At 61.8% G+C, this 17,285-nt stretch carries 21 protein-coding genes; 8 read left to right on the top strand and 13 right to left on the bottom strand.

The window, feature by feature from the left end:
• Positions 1-21: 21 nt before the first annotated feature.
• From ACP6KB_RS26275 to trmB, 4 genes are all read left to right on the top strand, one after another.
• Positions 22-393, top strand: coding sequence for a DUF423 domain-containing protein (locus ACP6KB_RS26275; RefSeq protein WP_442110557.1), 372 nt, complete (start codon positions 22-24; stop codon positions 391-393).
• Between the two features lie 101 nt (positions 394-494).
• Complete coding sequence (gene thiS / locus ACP6KB_RS26270) at positions 495-695, top strand: sulfur carrier protein ThiS (protein ID WP_028943904.1); 201 nt, start codon at positions 495-497, stop codon at positions 693-695.
• Between the two features lie 48 nt (positions 696-743).
• Positions 744-1,538, top strand: coding sequence for a thiazole synthase (locus ACP6KB_RS26265; protein WP_133214067.1), 795 nt, complete (start codon positions 744-746; stop codon positions 1,536-1,538).
• A 9-nt stretch (positions 1,539-1,547) separates the two neighbouring features.
• Entirely contained in the window at positions 1,548-2,270 is a 723-nt protein-coding gene (gene trmB, locus ACP6KB_RS26260) for a tRNA (guanosine(46)-N7)-methyltransferase TrmB (protein ID WP_133214069.1), read from the top strand.
• 65 nt (positions 2,271-2,335) lie between these two features.
• Here the strand turns inward: trmB and ACP6KB_RS26255 are convergent, their stop codons facing one another.
• The 9 genes from ACP6KB_RS26255 to ACP6KB_RS26215 form a co-directional block, all read right to left on the bottom strand.
• On the bottom strand, positions 2,336-2,659 hold the full coding sequence (locus tag ACP6KB_RS26255) for a DUF3392 family protein (RefSeq protein WP_133214071.1): 324 nt from the start codon (positions 2,657-2,659) through the stop codon (positions 2,336-2,338).
• Between the two features lie 9 nt (positions 2,660-2,668).
• Positions 2,669-3,883: a radical SAM family heme chaperone HemW gene (hemW, locus tag ACP6KB_RS26250; RefSeq protein WP_442110554.1), complete on the bottom strand. Its 1,215-nt coding sequence runs from the start codon at positions 3,881-3,883 to the stop codon at positions 2,669-2,671.
• Complete coding sequence (gene rdgB, locus ACP6KB_RS26245; RefSeq protein WP_442110552.1) at positions 3,880-4,476, bottom strand: RdgB/HAM1 family non-canonical purine NTP pyrophosphatase; 597 nt, start codon at positions 4,474-4,476, stop codon at positions 3,880-3,882. Before rdgB ends, hemW begins: the two co-directional genes overlap by 4 nt.
• Complete coding sequence (locus ACP6KB_RS26240) at positions 4,473-4,907, bottom strand: DUF4426 domain-containing protein (RefSeq protein ID WP_442110550.1); 435 nt, start codon at positions 4,905-4,907, stop codon at positions 4,473-4,475. Before ACP6KB_RS26240 ends, rdgB begins: the two co-directional genes overlap by 4 nt.
• 24 nt (positions 4,908-4,931) lie before the next feature.
• Positions 4,932-5,552: a methionine biosynthesis protein MetW gene (metW, locus tag ACP6KB_RS26235; RefSeq protein WP_442110549.1), complete on the bottom strand. Its 621-nt coding sequence runs from the start codon at positions 5,550-5,552 to the stop codon at positions 4,932-4,934.
• A gap of 7 nt (positions 5,553-5,559) precedes the next feature.
• On the bottom strand, positions 5,560-6,699 hold the full coding sequence (gene metX, locus ACP6KB_RS26230) for a homoserine O-succinyltransferase MetX (RefSeq protein WP_442110547.1): 1,140 nt from the start codon (positions 6,697-6,699) through the stop codon (positions 5,560-5,562).
• Positions 6,700-6,813: 114 nt separating this feature from the next.
• Positions 6,814-7,404 (bottom strand): YggT family protein, encoded by a 591-nt coding sequence (locus ACP6KB_RS26225; protein WP_442110545.1) that lies wholly within the window; start codon positions 7,402-7,404, stop codon positions 6,814-6,816.
• 10 nt (positions 7,405-7,414) lie between these two features.
• A complete protein-coding gene (gene proC, locus ACP6KB_RS26220) occupies positions 7,415-8,233 on the bottom strand; it encodes a pyrroline-5-carboxylate reductase (RefSeq protein WP_442110543.1) in 819 nt (272 codons plus the stop codon).
• A gap of 35 nt (positions 8,234-8,268) precedes the next feature.
• A complete protein-coding gene (locus ACP6KB_RS26215) occupies positions 8,269-8,955 on the bottom strand; it encodes a YggS family pyridoxal phosphate-dependent enzyme (RefSeq protein ID WP_442110541.1) in 687 nt (228 codons plus the stop codon).
• A gap of 66 nt (positions 8,956-9,021) precedes the next feature.
• Between ACP6KB_RS26215 and ACP6KB_RS26210 the strand changes: the two genes are divergently transcribed.
• Entirely contained in the window at positions 9,022-10,050 is a 1,029-nt protein-coding gene (locus ACP6KB_RS26210) for a type IV pilus twitching motility protein PilT (protein ID WP_442110539.1), read from the top strand.
• Here ACP6KB_RS26210 and ACP6KB_RS26205 read toward each other — a convergent pair.
• Complete coding sequence (locus ACP6KB_RS26205; protein WP_442110537.1) at positions 10,047-10,673, bottom strand: C40 family peptidase; 627 nt, start codon at positions 10,671-10,673, stop codon at positions 10,047-10,049. The two genes, ACP6KB_RS26210 and ACP6KB_RS26205, sit on opposite strands and share 4 nt — an antisense overlap.
• Positions 10,674-10,829: 156 nt before the next feature.
• Between ACP6KB_RS26205 and ACP6KB_RS26200 the strand changes: the two genes are divergently transcribed.
• On the top strand, positions 10,830-11,249 hold the full coding sequence (locus tag ACP6KB_RS26200) for an NINE protein (RefSeq protein WP_442110535.1): 420 nt from the start codon (positions 10,830-10,832) through the stop codon (positions 11,247-11,249).
• A gap of 43 nt (positions 11,250-11,292) precedes the next feature.
• Here ACP6KB_RS26200 and ACP6KB_RS26195 read toward each other — a convergent pair whose 3' ends face one another.
• The 3 genes from ACP6KB_RS26195 to ACP6KB_RS26185 all read right to left on the bottom strand — a co-directional run bounded on the left by ACP6KB_RS26195 (position 11,293) and on the right by ACP6KB_RS26185 (position 16,074).
• Positions 11,293-11,982 (bottom strand): SPOR domain-containing protein, encoded by a 690-nt coding sequence (locus ACP6KB_RS26195; RefSeq protein ID WP_133214093.1) that lies wholly within the window; start codon positions 11,980-11,982, stop codon positions 11,293-11,295.
• 1 nt (position 11,983) lies between these two features.
• Positions 11,984-13,720 (bottom strand): arginine--tRNA ligase, encoded by a 1,737-nt coding sequence (gene argS / locus ACP6KB_RS26190; RefSeq protein WP_442110533.1) that lies wholly within the window; start codon positions 13,718-13,720, stop codon positions 11,984-11,986.
• Between the two features lie 134 nt (positions 13,721-13,854).
• Positions 13,855-16,074 carry a primosomal protein N' gene (locus tag ACP6KB_RS26185; protein WP_442110530.1) on the bottom strand — a complete coding sequence of 740 codons (2,220 nt, stop codon included), beginning with the start codon at positions 16,072-16,074 and terminating at the stop codon, positions 13,855-13,857.
• 170 nt (positions 16,075-16,244) lie between these two features.
• On the opposite strand from ACP6KB_RS26185, the gene rpmE reads away from it, so the two are divergent.
• Together rpmE and ACP6KB_RS26175 are read left to right on the top strand one after the other, a co-directional pair.
• Positions 16,245-16,460: a 50S ribosomal protein L31 gene (gene rpmE, locus ACP6KB_RS26180; RefSeq protein WP_133211167.1), complete on the top strand. Its 216-nt coding sequence runs from the start codon at positions 16,245-16,247 to the stop codon at positions 16,458-16,460.
• A gap of 2 nt (positions 16,461-16,462) precedes the next feature.
• Positions 16,463-17,284: a thermonuclease family protein gene (locus ACP6KB_RS26175; protein ID WP_442110528.1), complete on the top strand. Its 822-nt coding sequence runs from the start codon at positions 16,463-16,465 to the stop codon at positions 17,282-17,284.
• Position 17,285: the final 1 nt, after the last annotated feature.

Raw genomic sequence — 17,285 nt, 5'->3', positions numbered from 1 at the left:
GTGATGACTAGGAGTCGCCTCATGTTGCGTAGTTTTCTCATGCTCGCTGCCTTTTTCGGCTTTACCGGTGTAGCCCTGGGCGCCTTTGCCGCACATGGCTTGAAAGGCCGCCTGAGCAGCGAATACCTGGCAGTCTTCCACACCGGGGTCACCTACCAGCTGGTGCACGCCCTGGCGCTGCTCGGCGTTGCCGTGCTGGCCACGCAATTGCCCGGTCGCCTGGTTGCCTGGGCCGGTGGTCTGTTTGCCCTAGGGATTGTGTTGTTCTCCGGTAGCCTGTACCTGTTGACCCTCAGCGGTATCGGCAAACTGGGCATGATCACCCCGATTGGCGGCATGGCCTTCCTCGCTGGCTGGCTGTGCCTGGGGCTCGCTGCCTGGCGCCTGGCTTGACTCGGCGGTCCAAATCGAGACGAATGGCAATGCTTGGCCTTGGTCGCAGCACCTGATCAGGGCTAGAATGCGGGCCCCTAAAAACAATGGTGGCCGTGCGCATGCGCATTCAATTGAACGGTGAACCCTTCGAGTTGCCCGATGGCGAAAGCGTCGAGGCCCTGCTGACCCGCCTGGACCTTGTCGGGCGCCGTGTCGCGGTAGAGCTCAACCTGGATATCGTGCCACGTAGCCAGCACGCCGCCACGGCGTTGCGTGACGGCGACCAGGTCGAAGTCGTGCATGCCATCGGCGGCGGCTAGGGCCCCAGGATCACCTTGCAAGTCCCTCAACCTTTCAGAGGATTTCCGATGAGCAACCTTCGCACCGACAAGCCCTTCACTCTGGCCGGCCGTACCTTCCAGTCGCGCCTGCTGGTCGGCACCGGCAAATACCGTGACCTTGAAGAAACCCGCCTGGCCATCGAAGCCTCGGGTGCCGAGATCGTCACCGTTGCTGTGCGTCGCACCAACATTGGCCAGAACCCGGGCGAGCCGAACCTGCTCGATGTGCTGCCGCCGGATCGCTACACCATTTTGCCAAACACTGCGGGCTGCTACGACGCGGTCGAAGCCGTGCGCACCTGCCGCCTGGCCCGTGAACTGCTCGATGGTCACAATCTGGTCAAGCTGGAAGTGTTGGCCGACCAGAAAACCCTGTTCCCTAACGTGATCGAAACCCTCAAGGCCGCCGAAGTGCTGGTCAAGGACGGTTTCGACGTGATGGTCTACACCAGCGATGACCCGATCATCGCCCGCCAGCTGGCGGAAGCCGGTTGCATCGCGGTCATGCCACTGGCTGGCCTGATTGGTACTGGTCTTGGCATCTGCAACCCGTACAACCTGCAGATCATCCTCGAAGAATCGAAAGTGCCTGTGCTGGTTGATGCCGGTGTCGGTACCGCTTCGGATGCGACCATCGCCATGGAAATGGGCTGCGAGGCCGTGCTGATGAACTCGGCGATTGCCAATGCCCAGCAGCCGATCATGATGGCTGAAGCCATGAAGCACGCTATCGTTGCCGGTCGTCTGGCGTACCTCGCCGGGCGCATGCCGAAAAAACTCTATGCCAGCGCCTCGTCGCCGCTGGATGGTCTGATCAAGTAAGAGCCCCTGATGACTGAATCGCAAGAAACGCCGATCTCCACCGAAGGCGAAGAGCGCCAACACCGCCGCATCAAGAGTTTCGTGATGCGCGCCGGGCGCATGACCGAAGGCCAGCAGCGTGGCCTGGAGCAGGGTGGGCCGTTGTTCATCCTGCCGTTGGCCGATAGCCCGGTAGACTACGACCAGGTGTTTGGCCGTTCGGCGCCGCGCACCCTGGAAATCGGTTTCGGCATGGGCCATTCCCTGTTGGAAATGGCTGCTGCCGCGCCAGAGCAGGACTTCATCGGTGTAGAAGTACACCGTCCGGGTGTTGGCGCGCTGCTTAACGGTGTGCTGACCCAGGGCCTGAAGAACCTGCGGGTGTATGACTGCGATGCCATTGAAGTGCTGAACAAGTGCGTGGCAGACAACAGCCTTGATCGCCTGATGCTGTTCTTCCCTGATCCTTGGCACAAGAGCCGTCATCACAAGCGCCGCATTGTTCAGCCTGAGTTCGCCGCTCTGGTGCGCAGCAAGCTCAAGGTGGGCGGTGTGTTCCATATGGCCACCGACTGGGAGCCCTATGCTGAATACATGCTGGAAGTGATGAATGTCGCCCCGGGTTATCGCAACCTGGCGGCCGATGGCAAGTGCGTAGAGCGTCCGGCTGAACGCCCGATCACCAAGTTCGAACGCCGTGGCGAGCGACTTGGGCATGGGGTGTGGGATTTGAAGTTCGAGAAGCTGGCGTAAATCGATCGCGGGGCAAGCCCGCTCCTACAGGTGCTGTGGGAGCGGGCTTGCCCCGCGATGTTTATTCAGCGCCGATCAGCAACCACGCCGATCAACACCAGCACAACCAGCAATACCGGCGCCAACGCATAGTTGTTGAACTGCGCCAGGCCTTTCACCACCCACGGCGTGGCATAGATCAGCGCCGCACCACTGCCGATCATCACCAGCAAGGCCATGAACGGGACGCGCAAGGCGCCTGCCAGGCCGCCCAGGCGTTGTTCGACCCAGCCTTTGATGTCGGTGCCAAACAGCACCAGCAAGCAGCCCACAAGCGCCAGTGAGATCTCCGACAGATTACTGCGACTCCAGCGCGAAACGGTCGAAAGCAGGTCGAGTACCAAGTCCATTCGAAATCCTTAGGTCAAGAAATACTGCAGCAAGTCGTTGAGGAACAACTGGCCCCGTGGGGTAGCGACCAGCCGCGACGTTTCGACCTGCAAAAGGCCCTTTTGTTCGGCTTCACGGCGGGCCGCAGCCAGCTGTTCCAGCGGCAGTCCGGTGCGTTGGCTGAACAGTTCGGCGTCCACGCCCTGAGTCAGGCGCAAGGCGTTCATCAGGAACTCAAACGGCAGCTCATCCACCGGCAGCAGCTTCTCGCCGGCCTTGAAGGCTTTGGCCGGGTTCAGGTAGTCCTTGGGCAGGCGGGTCTTCCAGGTCCGCAGGATACGGCCGTCGGGGTGGCTGAGTTTGCCGTGGGCGCCCGCGCCGATGCCGATGAAATCGCCAAAGCTCCAGTAGTTGAGGTTGTGTCGCGCGGCACGCCCCGGCTGGGCATAGGCCGACACTTCGTACTGGCTGTAGCCGTGTCTGGCCAGCAAGGCTTGGCCAGCTTCCTGAATATCCCAGAGGATGTCGTCTTCAGGCAGCAGCGGCGGCTGGTTCCAGAACACCGTGTTGGGCTCCAGCGTCAGCTGGTACCAGGACAGGTGCGTGGGGTTGAGCGCGATCGCCTGGCGCAAGTCGCCCAGGGCATCTTCCAGCGACTGATCGGGCAGGCCGTGCATCAGGTCGAGGTTGAAGTTATCGAACCCGGCATTGCGCGCCATATCGGCGGCGCGAATGGCTTCGTCACCATTGTGAATCCGGCCCAACGCTTCAAGCTTGGCCTGCTGGAAGCTCTGGATACCGATCGACAGGCGATTGATCCCCAGTTGTCGGTAGGCCTTGAACTTCTCCTGCTCAAAGGTCCCGGGGTTGGCTTCCAGGGTGATTTCAATATCAGCGGCAAACGGGATGCGTTGCTCCACACCTGCCAACAAGCGGCCCAAGGCATTGGCGCTGAACAGGCTGGGGGTGCCACCGCCAAAGAAGATCGAGCTGATCGGGCGGCCATACACGGCGCCCAGTTCCTGGTCGAGATCAGCCAGCAAGGCATCGACGTAGGCCTGTTCCGGAAGCTCCGGGGTGGCGGCGTGGGAGTTGAAGTCACAGTACGGGCATTTACGCACGCACCAGGGGATATGGATGTACAGCGCCAGGGGCGGCAGCTGTGGCAAGGCCGCCCGCGGTGCTTGGGAAGTAAAGCCAGCCTCGCCCAGGTGCAGTGGCTGTGCCGGCGAACGATCGGTCATGCCAGGCCCAGACGTTGACGCAACAGGCTCATGGCACGGGCACGGTGGCTGATCTGGTTCTTGTCGCCGGGGCTGAGTTCGGCGCTGGAGCAGTTGCGTTCAGGTACCCAGAACAGCGGGTCGTAGCCAAAACCATGCTCGCCGCTGGCTTCGGTCAGGATGCGGCCATGCCACAGGCCTTCGCACAGGATCGGCAGTGGATCGTCAGCGTGGCGTACCAGTGCCAGCACACAGACGAACTGAGCGCCGCGCTGCTCCTGTGGCACATCCTTGAGGACATCCAGCAGCTTGGCGTTGTTGGCCGCATCGCCTTTGCCGTCGGCATAGCGTGCCGAGTAGATGCCCGGAGCGCCGCCAAGGAAGTCCACGGCCAGGCCCGAATCATCCGCCAGGGCCGGCATGCCGGAAATGCGCGCGGCATTGCGTGCCTTGAGGATGGCGTTCTCGACGAACGACAGGCCGGTTTCTTCGGGCTCGATGCTGCTGAACTCGCCAATCGAGCGCAGTTGCACGGTATCACCGAGCATCGCCTGCAGTTCTTTGAGTTTGCCGGCGTTGTGGCTGGCCAATACGATTTGCTTGAAAGTCATCATTCGCCTGGGAAAAGCTCTTGGTTGAAACTGATGGTCTCGGTTTTACCACCAATGCCAACGTCGATAGTGAAGGTACGGGTTTCCTGTTGCTCAACAGGGAACTGGGCGATGTAGTAGATCGCGCCTTGTTCGGTGATCTGCTTGAATTTCAGCGGGATCGAATTGCTGGTGAGATCTTTGACGCTGCCGCTGACCTGGGTGACCACCGGTGTGCCGGCCTTGATCACCGAGACGTTGATCACGCCCTGGTTCTTGCTGCGCACCAGCTCCGCCGCCTTGGCGATGTCCGGCTGCAGGAAGGTCGAGATAAAGGTGCTGTAGTGCACCGTGGTATCACCAAAAACTTCCTGGCGCTCGCCCTTGATGGCATCGGCGGCAACCGCCGTCATGCTCAGGCAGCCAGCCAGTAGAAAACTCAACAAGCGACCCATGATCGTTCTCCTCCAGTGTGCGGGTTAAACCGCGACCTTGTGTTCGGTAAGGCCGGGGCTGCTGACACGGTAAATGCCGATCTCCCCTAGAAGATTAGGCCATAGCTTGCTCGCCCACCCGTGGCGGTGCAAATGGTCAACGGCCAGGCGGTCGAGAACTTGTGCGCGACGTTCGCTGCACAACGCCTCGAAGTCTTCAAAGGTGCAGAAGTGGATGTTCGGCGTGTTGTACCAGGTATACGGCATGAAGTCGGAAACTGGCATGCGACCTTTGGTCGCCAGGTACCAGCGGCAGCGCCAGTGACCGAAATTGGGGAAGGTGATGATGCACTGGCGGCCCACGCGCAGCATTTCGTCGAGGATCCGGTCAGGGTATTCCACAGCCTGCAGGGCCTGGGTCATGACCACCACGTCGAAGCTGTTGCTGGCGAAATTGCCCAGGCCTTTGTCCAGGTCCTGCTCGATGACGTTGACGCCCTTGGCCACGCACTGGGCAATGTTGTCGGGGTCGATTTCCAGGCCGTAGCCGCTGACCTGCTTGTTGTCACGCAGCGAGGCCAGCAGTTCACCGGTACCGCAACCGAGGTCGAGTACCCGGCTGCCGGCGGGGATCCAGTCTTGGATGATTTCCAGGTCGGCTCTCATAGGTTCCTCAGCAGACGATGCGGTTCATGTAGTTCGTGAATCCCGTGATGTAGCGCGGGGTCGGGATCAGGAAGGCATCGTGGCCATAGGGCGAGTCGATATCCAGGTAGCAGACGTTCTTGCGTGCGGCGATCAGGGCGTCGACGATTTCCCGCGAGCGCGCTGGCGAGAAACGCCAGTCGGTGGTGAACGACATCACGCAGTAATCCGCCGTGACATGCGCCAGGGTTGCCGCCAGATCGCCGCCGTGCGATGCGGCCGGGTCGAAGTAATCCAGCGCCTTGGTCATCAGCAGGTAGGTGTTGGCGTCAAAGCGCCCGGAGAATTCCTCGCCCTGATAACGCAGGTAGCTTTCGACCTGGAACTCGACGCTGTGGAAGTCGTAGTTGAGCTTGTCGCTTTTCAGCTCACGGCCGAATTTCTCGCCCATGGAGTCGTCCGACAGGTAGGTGATGTGCCCGACCATGCGCGCCAGCATCAGCCCGCGCTTGGGGATCACGCCCTGGTCCTGGAACGAGCCACCGTGGAACTCCGGGTCGGTGAGGATGGCCTGGCGTGCCACTTCGTTGAAGGCGATGTTCTGTGCCGAAAGCTTGGGCGCCGAGGCGATGTCCAGGCAGTGGCGCACGCGGTCAGGGTAGGTGATGGTCCACTGCAGCGCCTGCATACCGCCCAGACTGCCGCCAATCACCGCGGCCCACTGTGCGATGCCCAGACGGTCGGCCAGGCGCGCCTGGCTGTGCACCCAGTCTTCCACGGTCAGCACCGGGAAGTCGGCGCCATACGGCTTGCCGGTTACCGGGTTGACGCTGCTTGGGCCAGTGCTGCCATTGCAGCCGCCGAGGTTGTTCAGGCTGACCACGAAGAAACGGTTGGTGTCGATTGGCTTGCCTGGGCCAATGCAGCTGTCCCACCAGCCCGGCTTGCGGTCGTTGGGGCTGTGATAGCCCGCCGCATGATGGTGACCCGACAACGCATGGCAAATCAGTACGGCATTGCTGGCCGTGCTGTTGAGGGTGCCGTAGGTTTCGTAGATCAGTTCATAGGTGGCGAGCGAGCGGCCGCAGGCCAGGGCCAGGGGCTCGTTGAACTGCGCCAGTTGCGGTGTTACCAGACCGACCGAATCTTCGGGAAAGACAGTGGACATCGACCCTGCTCACGCTTAAATGAGGCGTAAGTCTAAAGACCGTTGATCTGTGCGGCAAGAAAAGCATCGTGGGGCAAGCCCGCTCCTACAGGAGCGGGCTTGCCCCGCGAAAACTCACATCAACAGGCGCAGAATTTCCGGCATCCCGGTCATTGCCGCCAGGTTGTTGATTACCAGCATGTCGATCAACTTGATGGCCATGAACGCCAGGATCGGCGAAATATCCAGGCCGCCCAGATTCGGCAGCAGGCGGCGGAACGGCGCCAGGAACGGATCGCAGATCTGATTGACCAGCTCGGCGCCCGGGTTGTGGCTGCCCGGAGCGACCCAGGAGAGGATCACACTGATGATCAGGGCAAAGAAGAAAATGTTCAGGAACAGCGCGGTGACGCCAATGATCGACCAGATCAGCAGCTGCACCGGGTTACCGATGGTGCCGTAGTTCAGCAGCAGGGTCAGGCCCATGACCAGCATCTGCACGATGATCGCCAGCAGCAACGAAGACATGTCCAGGCCGAACAGGCTTGGAATGATCCGGCGCATGGGCTTGAGCAGCGGCTGGGTGGCACGCACGGCAAACTGGCTGAGTGGGTTGTAGAAGTCGGCGCGTACCAGCTGCAGGATGAAACGCAGCATGATGATCAGCAGGTAAAGGCTGCCCAGGGTTTGCACAATATAGCTGGCAGCGGTGTTCAATCCGATCATGTTCGGCTCCTTAGTTGCCCAGTTGTTCGGCCATCTCGGCCGAGCGATGCGCGGCAGCGCCCAGCGCTTTTTCCACCAGCGCTTCAAATCCATCGGCCTGGAACGACTTGATCGCCGCTTCCGTGGTGCCAGCCGGGGAGGTCACGCGGCGGCGCAGCTCGGCGGCATCGACGTCGCTGCTGACAGCCATGTGCGCGGCGCCCAGGGCGGTTTGCAGGGTCAGCTTGGCGGCGGTTTCGCGTGGCAGGCCGAGTTTTTCACCGGCGGCGGTCATCGCTTCGATCAACAGGAAAAAGTAGGCCGGGCCGCTGCCTGAGACGGCGGTCACCGCATCCAGTTGCTGCTCGGTGTCCAGCCACAGGGCAATACCGACGGCTGACAGCAGCTGTTCGGCCTGCTGGCGCTGTGCAGCAGACACTTCGGCAGTGGCGAACAGACCGCTCACGCCTTGGCGCAGCAGTGCTGGAGTATTGGGCATGCAACGCACAATCGGCTGGGCGCCGAGCCAGTTGTTCATGCTGGCGCAGGTGATCCCGGCGGCGATCGACACCACCAGTTGCTCAGGCTTGAGGCTCGGCTTGAGCGCTTCGCACACGGCTTTCATGGCCTGGGGCTTGACCGCCAGGACGACAACATCGGCGCCTTCGACGGCATCGGCGTTGTTGGCAAACATTTCAATGCCATGCTCGGCATGGATTTTTGCCCGCTGCTCGGCACCCGGATCACTGGCGCGGATCTGCGAGGCGTCCAGGCCCTGGGCGCGCAGGCCGCCGATCAGGCTGGCGGCCATGTTGCCGGCGCCGATAAAGGCAATACGAGTCTTGCTCATGTCAGGTCCTTAAGGGAAAAGTTGAAAGGCATGTTTCAGGCTTGGCCATAGTCGCGGGCGCCGAACAGCGCGGTGCCGATTCGCACCCACGTTGCGCCTTGGGCGATGGCCGCTTCCAGATCGTGGCTCATACCCATCGACAGCGTGTCCAGGCCCAGCCCCAGGCTGGCTTGCAGTTCGCGAACCCGGGCAAAAGCGGCTTCCTGAGCGACACGATCATCGGTCGGCTCTGGGATTGCCATCAGCCCGCGCAGTTTCAACCGCGGTAAGGCGGCGATAGCGGCGGCCAAAGCGGGCAGCTCCTCAGGCGTACAGCCAGACTTGCTGGCCTCACCGCTGACGTTGACCTGCAGGCAGATGTTCAGCGCGGCAAGGCTGTCAGGGCGTTGCTCGGACAGGCGTTGGGCGATTTTCAGGCGGTCCACGGAATGTACCCAGTCAAAATGCTCGGCAATTGCACGAGTCTTGTTCGACTGAATGGGGCCGATGAAGTGCCAGGTCAAGGGCAGGTCGGTCAATTCGCCTTGTTTGTTCAAGGCTTCTTGCAGGTAGTTCTCGCCGACATCGCGCACCCCTGCGGCAAAGGCCTCGCGCACGGCGCTGGCGGGTTTGGTTTTGCTTACCGCCAGCAGGCGGATGTCGGACGGCGCGCGCCCTGCGGCCTGCGCAGCAGCGCTGATGCGGGCGGCGAGCGTGGAAAGGTTGTCTGCTATGGTGGACATTGATCGATGCCAGCGGCTCTTTGGGTCTGCGGCATTCTACCTGCTTGGCAGCCTTTGGGGAGTCTCATGGATGTGACTGAACTGCTGACCCTGGCAATAAATGCCGGGGCCTCGGACCTGCACCTGGCCGCGTCGGAGGTGCCGACCGTACGCCTGGATGGGCAATTGTGCCGCCTGGATTTACCGGCGCTGAGCGCTGAACAGGTGCTTGAGCTGCTGAACCAGTTGATGACGACGGCGCAGAAAAAGGATTTTGAAACACATCTGGATATCGACTTTTCGCTAGCCGTAGCCGATCTTGCGCGGTTTCGGGTCAATGCCTTTGTCCAGTGCCGAGGCCCTGCAGCGGTGCTTCGGGTGATTCCAAGTCAGGTGAGCACGCTGAGCGACCTGGGACTGGGTGAGGTGTTTCGTCAGATTGCCGAGTTGCCGGCGGGGCTGGTGCTGATCACCGGGCCGACGGGGTCGGGCAAATCCACCACCCTGGCCGCGTTGCTCGACCACCTTAACCGCGAGCAGGCGTTGCATATCCTGACCCTCGAAGACCCGATTGAATTTGTTCACCGGCCTCAGCGCAGCCTGATCAGTCAGCGCGAAATCGGCCGCCACAGTGCCGGCTTTGCCCAGGCCTTGCGCGGTGCCCTGCGTCAGGACCCTGATGTGATCATGCTTGGCGAGCTGCGTGATGCGCAGACCATCCGCCTGGCCCTGACGGCGGCAGAAACCGGGCACTTGGTGTTGGCGACCGTGCACGCCGGGTCAGCGGCAAAGACTATTGATCGTTTGGTGGACGTGTTCAGCGCAGAGGAAAAACACCTGGTGCGCACCATGCTGGCCGAAGCCCTGCAGGCGGTGGTGTCGCAGGTGTTGGTCGACAAGGTCGGCGGCGGGCGGGTTGCGGCGCACGAAATTCTGCTGGCCACGCCCGCGGTACGTAACCTGGTGCGTGAAGGCAAGGTGGCGCAGTTGTACTCGACGATGCAGATGGGTGCGGCGCAAGGCATGCAAACCCTTGACGGTTGTCTGCAGGGCCTGCTGTCGCGCGGTGTGATCAGCCTTGAAAGCGCCCGCGAGCGGACGCATCAATGGTGTTAACGGTTGGCCAGGGCCAATTGCTGACTTTTTGGCAGTACGCGCTTGGCTACCACGTAGCGGCTGCGCCAGTACGGCTTGTTCAGCGTGTCGATGCTGACGCGCTTACCGGTGCGCGGGGCATGAATGAAGCGGTCGTTGCCCAGGTAAATGGCAACATGGTTGACCCGACGGCTCTTGATGTTGAAAAAGATCAGGTCGCCGGGCTTGAGGTCGTTGCGATTGACCTTCACACCCTGGCCCTGGGCCATGGCGCTGGAGGTACGAGGCAGGTCGACTTCTTCGATGCCGTGGAACGCGTACTTGACCAGGCCGCTGCAGTCGAAGCCTCTGCTCGGGGTGCTACCGCCCCAGCGGTAAGGCGTGCCCAGCACATTGACGGCACGGCTGAGCACTTCGCTGCTTTGTTGCGGCGACATTGCGGCGACCGGTAAGCCTGGCTTGCTGGAGTAGCTACGCGGCTGGGCTTTGCTGCTGACGTGCTTGCTGGAGCTGGAACGTACAGCGTTGGAATTTGTGGTGTACCCGGAAAAACCGTTGGGTAGACGTTGCTCACGGTTGGTGGCGTGGGCGGCCAGTGGCAATAATAGGCAAATGGTTAGCCATGTCTTCAAAAAAGGACGCATAGGCAGGGCTCTTGGTTGGTTAGCGCGCAACTTTATAACAGCTTTTTGATCAATTTCTGATCCGTTGGTCGATTGGAGCGCTGCCATACGTCGCCCTGACACGAAAAAGTCACATTTTTTCTTAGAAAATTTATCGATAACCCGCAGAGGCTATGAATGAACAGTTATCAACAGGATGGGCAGCTGCACGACACTCACAGCAAGGTGATCGGTTACCTGCTGTGGATTTTCGGATTCACCGGGGCGCACCGGTTTTACTACGGTAAACCGGTTACCGGGACGATCTGGTTCTTCACCCTGGGCCTGTTGGGCATCGGCTGGCTGATCGACCTGTTCCTGATCCCGTCGATGGATCGCGAGGCTGATCTGCGTTTCCATGCCGGCCCACTGGACTACAGCCTGAGCTGGATTCTGCTGACCTTTCTCGGCGTGTTCGGCGTGCACCGCATGTACCAGGGCAAATGGATCACCGGGATCATCTACCTGTGCACGGGTGGGCTGTTTCTGGTGGGGATCTTGTATGACTTCTGGACGCTGAACACCCAGGTATCGCTGGCCAACGCCCAGCGTCGTTGACGCAACGGCGGCCTTGTCGTTGCCGACAAGGCCCCACGCAGGGTTACTGGCGGGTCTGGCGCTGTTGCAGCAGCAGGTTGCTGAAGCCGCTGCCGGCCAGTTGTTTCTGGGCCACGGTCAGTTGTTCGCGATTGCTGAACGGGCCGACCAGCACCCGGTACCAGGTTTCTTCTTTCACCGTACCCGACTCGACCTTGACCGCCTGGCCAAGGAGGATGATCTGTGCCCGCACTTTGTCGGCGTCCGCCTGTTTGCGGAACGACCCGGCCTGCAGGAAGAACTGGGTGGTCGCCGCAGGCTTGATCACCGGTGGCGCGGGCGGTGGCGTTTGCCCCATCAGCGCCGCCTGAGCCCGCGCAGTGTCGATCTTGGCTGCTTCCGCCGGAGTGACCGGAGGCTGCGCCGGTACCGGCGGGGTTTTCTCCGGTACGGCTTCCGGCGGCACGATCACTTCCGATTCGGGCAGCAAGGTGTAGAAGTCGTACTTGGGCTTGACCGGCTGTTGCGGGCTAGGCGCGGTCTTGTTGGCTTCGGCAGCCTTCTCGGCTTTCAGCTGTTCAGGCTTGCTGCGTTTGACTTCTTCGTTGCCCGGCTCAAGTTTCATCAGAAACACAATGAAGGCGCCGACGGTCAGGCCGATCGCCAGCCACAACCAGCCCGGAATCGGTTGCTTTGCCGGGGCCTGGTTGCGGCTGGCGCCGCGCTTGGGTGCGGGTTTTTTCTTGGCAGCCAACTTACATACGCTCCAGGGTTTCCAGGCCGAGCAGCTCCAGACCTTGCTTGAGGGTACGGCCAGTCAGGGCGGCCAGGCGCAGGCGGCTCTGCTGTTGTTCAGGGGTTTCGGCAGCCAGGATCGGGCAGTTCTCGTAGAAGCTGGAGAACAGGCCGGCAACGTCGTACAGGTAGGCGCAGAGTACGTGCGGGGTACCTTTCTCGGCGACGTTGTTCAGGATTTCACCGAACTGGGCCAGGCGCGCGGCCAGGTCTTGCTCCTGAGCGGCCTGCAGGACGATCTTGCCGTCCACTTCGTCGAAGCTTTTGCCCAGTTTGCGGAATACGCCAGCAACACGGGTGTAGGCGTACAGCAGGTACGGCGCGGTGTTGCCTTCGAAGTTGAGCATCAGTTCGAAGTTGAAGCTGTAGTCGCTGGTGCGGTGCTTGGACAGGTCGGCGTATTTCACCGCGTCGATGCCTACCACCTGGCCGATAGCGCGCAGTTCATCTTCTGGCAGCTCAGGGTTCTTCTCTTTGACCAGGGCGTAGGCGCGCTCCTTGGCTTCGGTGAGCAGGTCGATCAGCTTCACCGTGCCACCGTCGCGGGTCTTGAACGGACGGCCATCGGCGCCGTTCATGGTGCCGAAGCCCATGTGCTCCATGTCCATCGGATGGCCAACGAAGCCGGCCAGGCGCGCCACTTCGAACACCTGGTTGAAGTGCAGGGCCTGACGCTGGTCGACGAAGTACAGGGCGCGATCAGCTTTGAGCACGTTGCTGCGGTAGCGTACGGCCGCCAGGTCGGTGGTGGCGTACAGGTAGCCGCCGTCGGCTTTCTGCACGATTACCGGCAGTGGTTCGCCTTCAGCGGTCTTGAATTCATCAAGGAACACGCACTGGGCGCCCTTGCTCTCGACCAGCAGGCCCTTGGCCTTGAGGTCGTTGATGACGTTGGCGAGGTCGTCGTTGTAGGCGCTTTCGCCCATGACGTCGGCCATGGTCAGTTTGACGTTGAGCAGGTCGTAGGTCTTCTGGCAGTGCGACAGCGAGATGTCCTTGAAGCGGGTCCACAGCTTCAGGCATTCCTCGTCACCGGCTTGCAGCTTGACCACCAGGCCACGGGCGCGGTCGGCAAACTCTTCCGACTCGTCAAAGCGCTTTTTCGCGGCGCGATAGAAGTTTTCCAGGTCAGACAGCTCGTCGCTGGTGATCGGGTTTTCCTGAAGGTACGCCATCAGCATGCCGAACTGAGTGCCCCAGTCGCCGACGTGGTTCTGACGCACCACGGTATCGCCGAGGAATTCCAGCACGCGAGATACCGCGTCGCCGATGATGGTCGAGCGCAGGTGGCCAACGTGCATTTCCTTGGCCAGGTTAGGCGCCGACAGGTCGACCACGACCTTCTGCTGCGGGCCGGCCTTTTTCACCCCGAGTTTGGCATCGGCCAGGGCTGCATCCAGGCGGGCAGCCAGGGCTTGGGTATTCTGGAAGAAGTTGAGAAAGCCCGGGCCGGCGATTTCGACCTTGCTGACCTGCTCATCGGCAGGCAGTGCGGCAATGATTTTTTCCGCCAGGTCACGCGGCTTCATGCCGGCCGGCTTGGCGAGCATCATCGCGATATTGCTGGCGAAGTCGCCGTGGGTTTTGTCCCGGGCGTTTTCCACCTGGATCGCCGGCGTCAGCCCTTCAGGCAACACACCGTCGGTGACGAGTTGGGTGAGGGCTTGCTGGATAAGCTGGCGAATGGTGTCTTTCATGGGCTTCTCTTTCAACCGCGAGCGCGGTAGCGCTTCGATGCGCAGGTGGAAAAACTGGACATTATCCGTTGCCGGGGCGAGGTTGCCAACCTTTGAGGCGCATTCGCGGGGCAAGCCCGCTCCCACAGTGGGGGTCAGTACAGGTCTACGGGGTCTACATCCAAAGACCAGCGCACCTGGCGCCCGGACGGCATGTGTTCCAACAGTAGCAACCAGGCGCTGATCAGTCGATGCAAAGGCGCCCGTGCATTGGCCTGGAGCAATAGTTGTGCACGAAAACGACCCGCGCGTCGTTCCATCGGCGCCGGTACCGGGCCCAAGAGTTCGATGCCGTGCAGGTTGAGCTCGGCCAGCAGCCGCTCTGCTGCGCTGCAGGCTTCGTCGAGAAAACCTTCGGCTTGCCCCGGCTTGTGCGCTTCGGCGCGCAGCAGTGCCAGGTGGGCGAACGGCGGCAGGCCGGCCGCACGGCGTTCGCTCAGGGCCTGCTCGGCGAAGGCAAAGTAGCCTTGCTCGGTCAGTTGTACTAGGAGCGGGTGGTCGGCCAGGTGGGTCTGGATGATCACCTTGCCCGGTTCCTCGGCCCGCCCGGCGCGCCCGGCCACCTGCACGATCAACTGCGCCATGCGTTCGCTGGCGCGGAAGTCGCCGGAGAACAAGCCGCCATCGGCGTCGAGAATCGCCACCAGAGTCACACGCGGAAAGTGGTGCCCTTTGGCGAGCATCTGGGTGCCGACGAGGATGCAGGGCTGACCGCGATGAATGGTGGCAAACAACTGGTTCATGGCGTCTTTTCGCGACGTACTGTCGCGGTCTACACGCAGCACCGGAACGTTGGGGAACAAGATGCTCAAGCGCTCTTCGGCGCGCTCGGTGCCAGCGCCCACCGGGCGCAAATCGACTTTGTGGCACTGCGGGCATTGGCGCGGTACGCGCTCGTCGTACCCGCAGTGATGGCAGCGCAGCTCGTTGGAGCGCTGGTGCACGGTCATGCGCGCATCGCAACGCGGGCACTCCGACATCCAGCCGCAATCGTGGCACAACAGGGTCGGGGCGAAACCGCGACGGTTGAGAAACACCAGCACTTGCTGGCCGGCCGCCAGGGTCTGGCCGATGGCCTGCTGCAAGGGGCCGCTGATGCCGCTGTCCAGTGGCCGGCTTTTCACGTCCAGACGCAGGAAACGCGGCTGTTTCGCGCCGCCAGCACGCTGGTTCAGGCGCAGCAGGCCATAACGGCCACTGTGGGCGTTGTGCAGGCTTTCCAGAGAGGGCGTTGCCGAGCCGAGCAGAATCGGAATGTGCTCCTGGCGCGCACGCACCACGGCCAGATCACGGGCGTGATAACGCAGCCCCTCCTGCTGTTTATAGGAGCCGTCGTGTTCCTCATCGATGATGATCAGGCCGGGGCGCTTCATCGGGGTGAACAGTGCTGAACGGGTGCCGATGATGATGTCGGCCTCGCCGTCGCGGGCCGCCAGCCAGGCGTCCAGGCGTTCGCGGTCGTTGACTGCCGAATGCAGCAGGGCGATGCGGGCGTTGAAGCGCTGTTCGAAGCGCGCCAGGGTTTGTGGCCCGAGGTTGATCTCCGGAATCAGGATCAAGGCTTGCTTGCCGGCCTCGAGGGTTTCGCGGATCAGCTGCAGGTACACCTCGGTCTTGCCACTGCCGGTAACCCCGGCCAGCAAGAAGGCATGAAAGCTGCCAAAGCCCGAGCGAACGGCGTTGAAGGCAGCACGTTGCTCGTCGTTCAGCGGCAGCTCCGGTTGCGCCAGCCAGTGTTCATGGCGCTCCTGCGGCAGGTGGCGGCGCACCTCGACCTGTACCAGTTCTTTGGCCAGCAGCAGGTCGAGGCTGTCTTTGCTCAGCATCAATTTGCTCAGCAGGGTGTGGGCAACGCCGTGGGGGTGCTGCGCCAGGGTTGCCAGGGCTTCGCGCTGGCGTGGTGCGCGGGCGATACGCGGATCATCAAGGCGCGCGCCGGGTGCCACGTGCCAGAAGCGCTCCTGACGCGCCTCGGCAAGCTCGCCCTGGCGCAATAGCACCGGCAACGCCCAGCTCAGGGTGTCGCCGAGGCTGTGCTGATAGTACTGGGCGGTCCACAGGCACAGCTTGAACAGCGCCGGAGGCAGGGGCGACACCGGGTCGAGCAGGGCGATGGCCGGTTTGAGTTTGTCTGCCGGGACTTCGCTCTTGTCAGCGATTTCGACCAGTATGCCGATCATTTCCCGGCGCCCGAACGGCACGCGAATGCGCATGCCCGCTGCCAATTCCTGGCGCGCCATGCTTGCCGGCGCCCTGTAGTCGAACAGTCGCCGCAGGGGCGAGGGCAGGGCGAGGCGCAGGATGACGTCGGACACGCGATGAGTTCTCTGAAGGGGTTGCAAGACCCGGCGAGCCTAGCAGACGACGGTTGGTGCAAGCGACAACTTGCGTTGGCGGCATGCTCTGGTATTATTCGGGCCCTATTTTGCGTGCGGTATTCAACAATGGTGTTGAGTGGCGGCACGTCAGCACTGAGGTATACCCCATGAAGCCAGAAATCCACCCGGGTTACGAAGTTGTAGAAGTTACCTGCAGCTGCGGTAACAAGTTCGAAACGCGTTCGACCCTGTGCAAAGCACTGCCAGTCGACGTCTGCAACCTGTGCCACCCGTTCTACACCGGTAAGCAAAAGGTTCTGGACACTGGCGGCCGCGTACAGAAGTTCGCAGATCGCTTCGGCATGTTCGGTGCCAAGAAGTAAGATTGCGCGAAGCTGGCCCAATGGGTTTGGCATTGCTGCTGAAAAAGGCGTCCCTTGTGGGCGCCTTTTTTGTGGGCGCAATTTGGCAGCTTGAGGCTCAGGCGTTCTGCCCGACGCCCGTCGATCCACAGCGCGTGAGCGTGCGCCAGGTGGTAGATGGCGATACCGTGCGTCTGAATGATGGCCGCAGCGTTCGCCTGATTGGCATCAACGCCCCGGAAATCGGCCGCAAGGGCCGCGCCAGTGAACCCTTCGCCGAAGCTGCCCGGCAGCGTCTGCAGGCCTTGGTCAAGGCCAATGGCGGCGAAGTCGGGTTGGTGCCGGGCGTCGAGCCCAGAGACAAGTACGGGCGCACTCTGGCGCATATCTATGGCCGTGCTGGCGACAATTTCGAAGCACAACTGCTGGGCGAGGGGCTGGGCTACCGGGTGGCCGTCGCCCCCAACGTGAGTTTGAGCGACTGCCAGCAGCAGGCCGAGCATGCCGCTCGTCAGGCCAAGGCTGGCCTGTGGCGCAAACCTGCGGTGCTAGCGGCGGCGCAGATACAGCAATCCGGCTTTGCGCTGATCAGCGGCAAAGTCATGGGCATCGAGCGCAATCGCGGCGGAATCTGGATCGAAATCGACGATTCGCTGGTGCTTCAGGTGCCTGCGCGGTTACAGCGCAACTTTCCCGCTTCCTTTGTACAAGGCTTGCAAGGGCAGATGGTTGAAGCGCGAGGTTGGGTGCTGGATCGTTCCCGCAAAGGCGGCTTGAAACCCGGGCAGAAGCGCTGGTTGCTGCCATTGACCGATCCGTCGATGCTGGAACGCATCGAAAGATAAA

Origin of the sequence: Pseudomonas sp. NUPR-001, from assembly GCF_052147955.1 — a bacterium.
GTDB lineage: Bacteria > Pseudomonadota > Gammaproteobacteria > Pseudomonadales > Pseudomonadaceae > Aquipseudomonas.
This window is presented reverse-complemented; position numbering and strand designations above follow the sequence as displayed.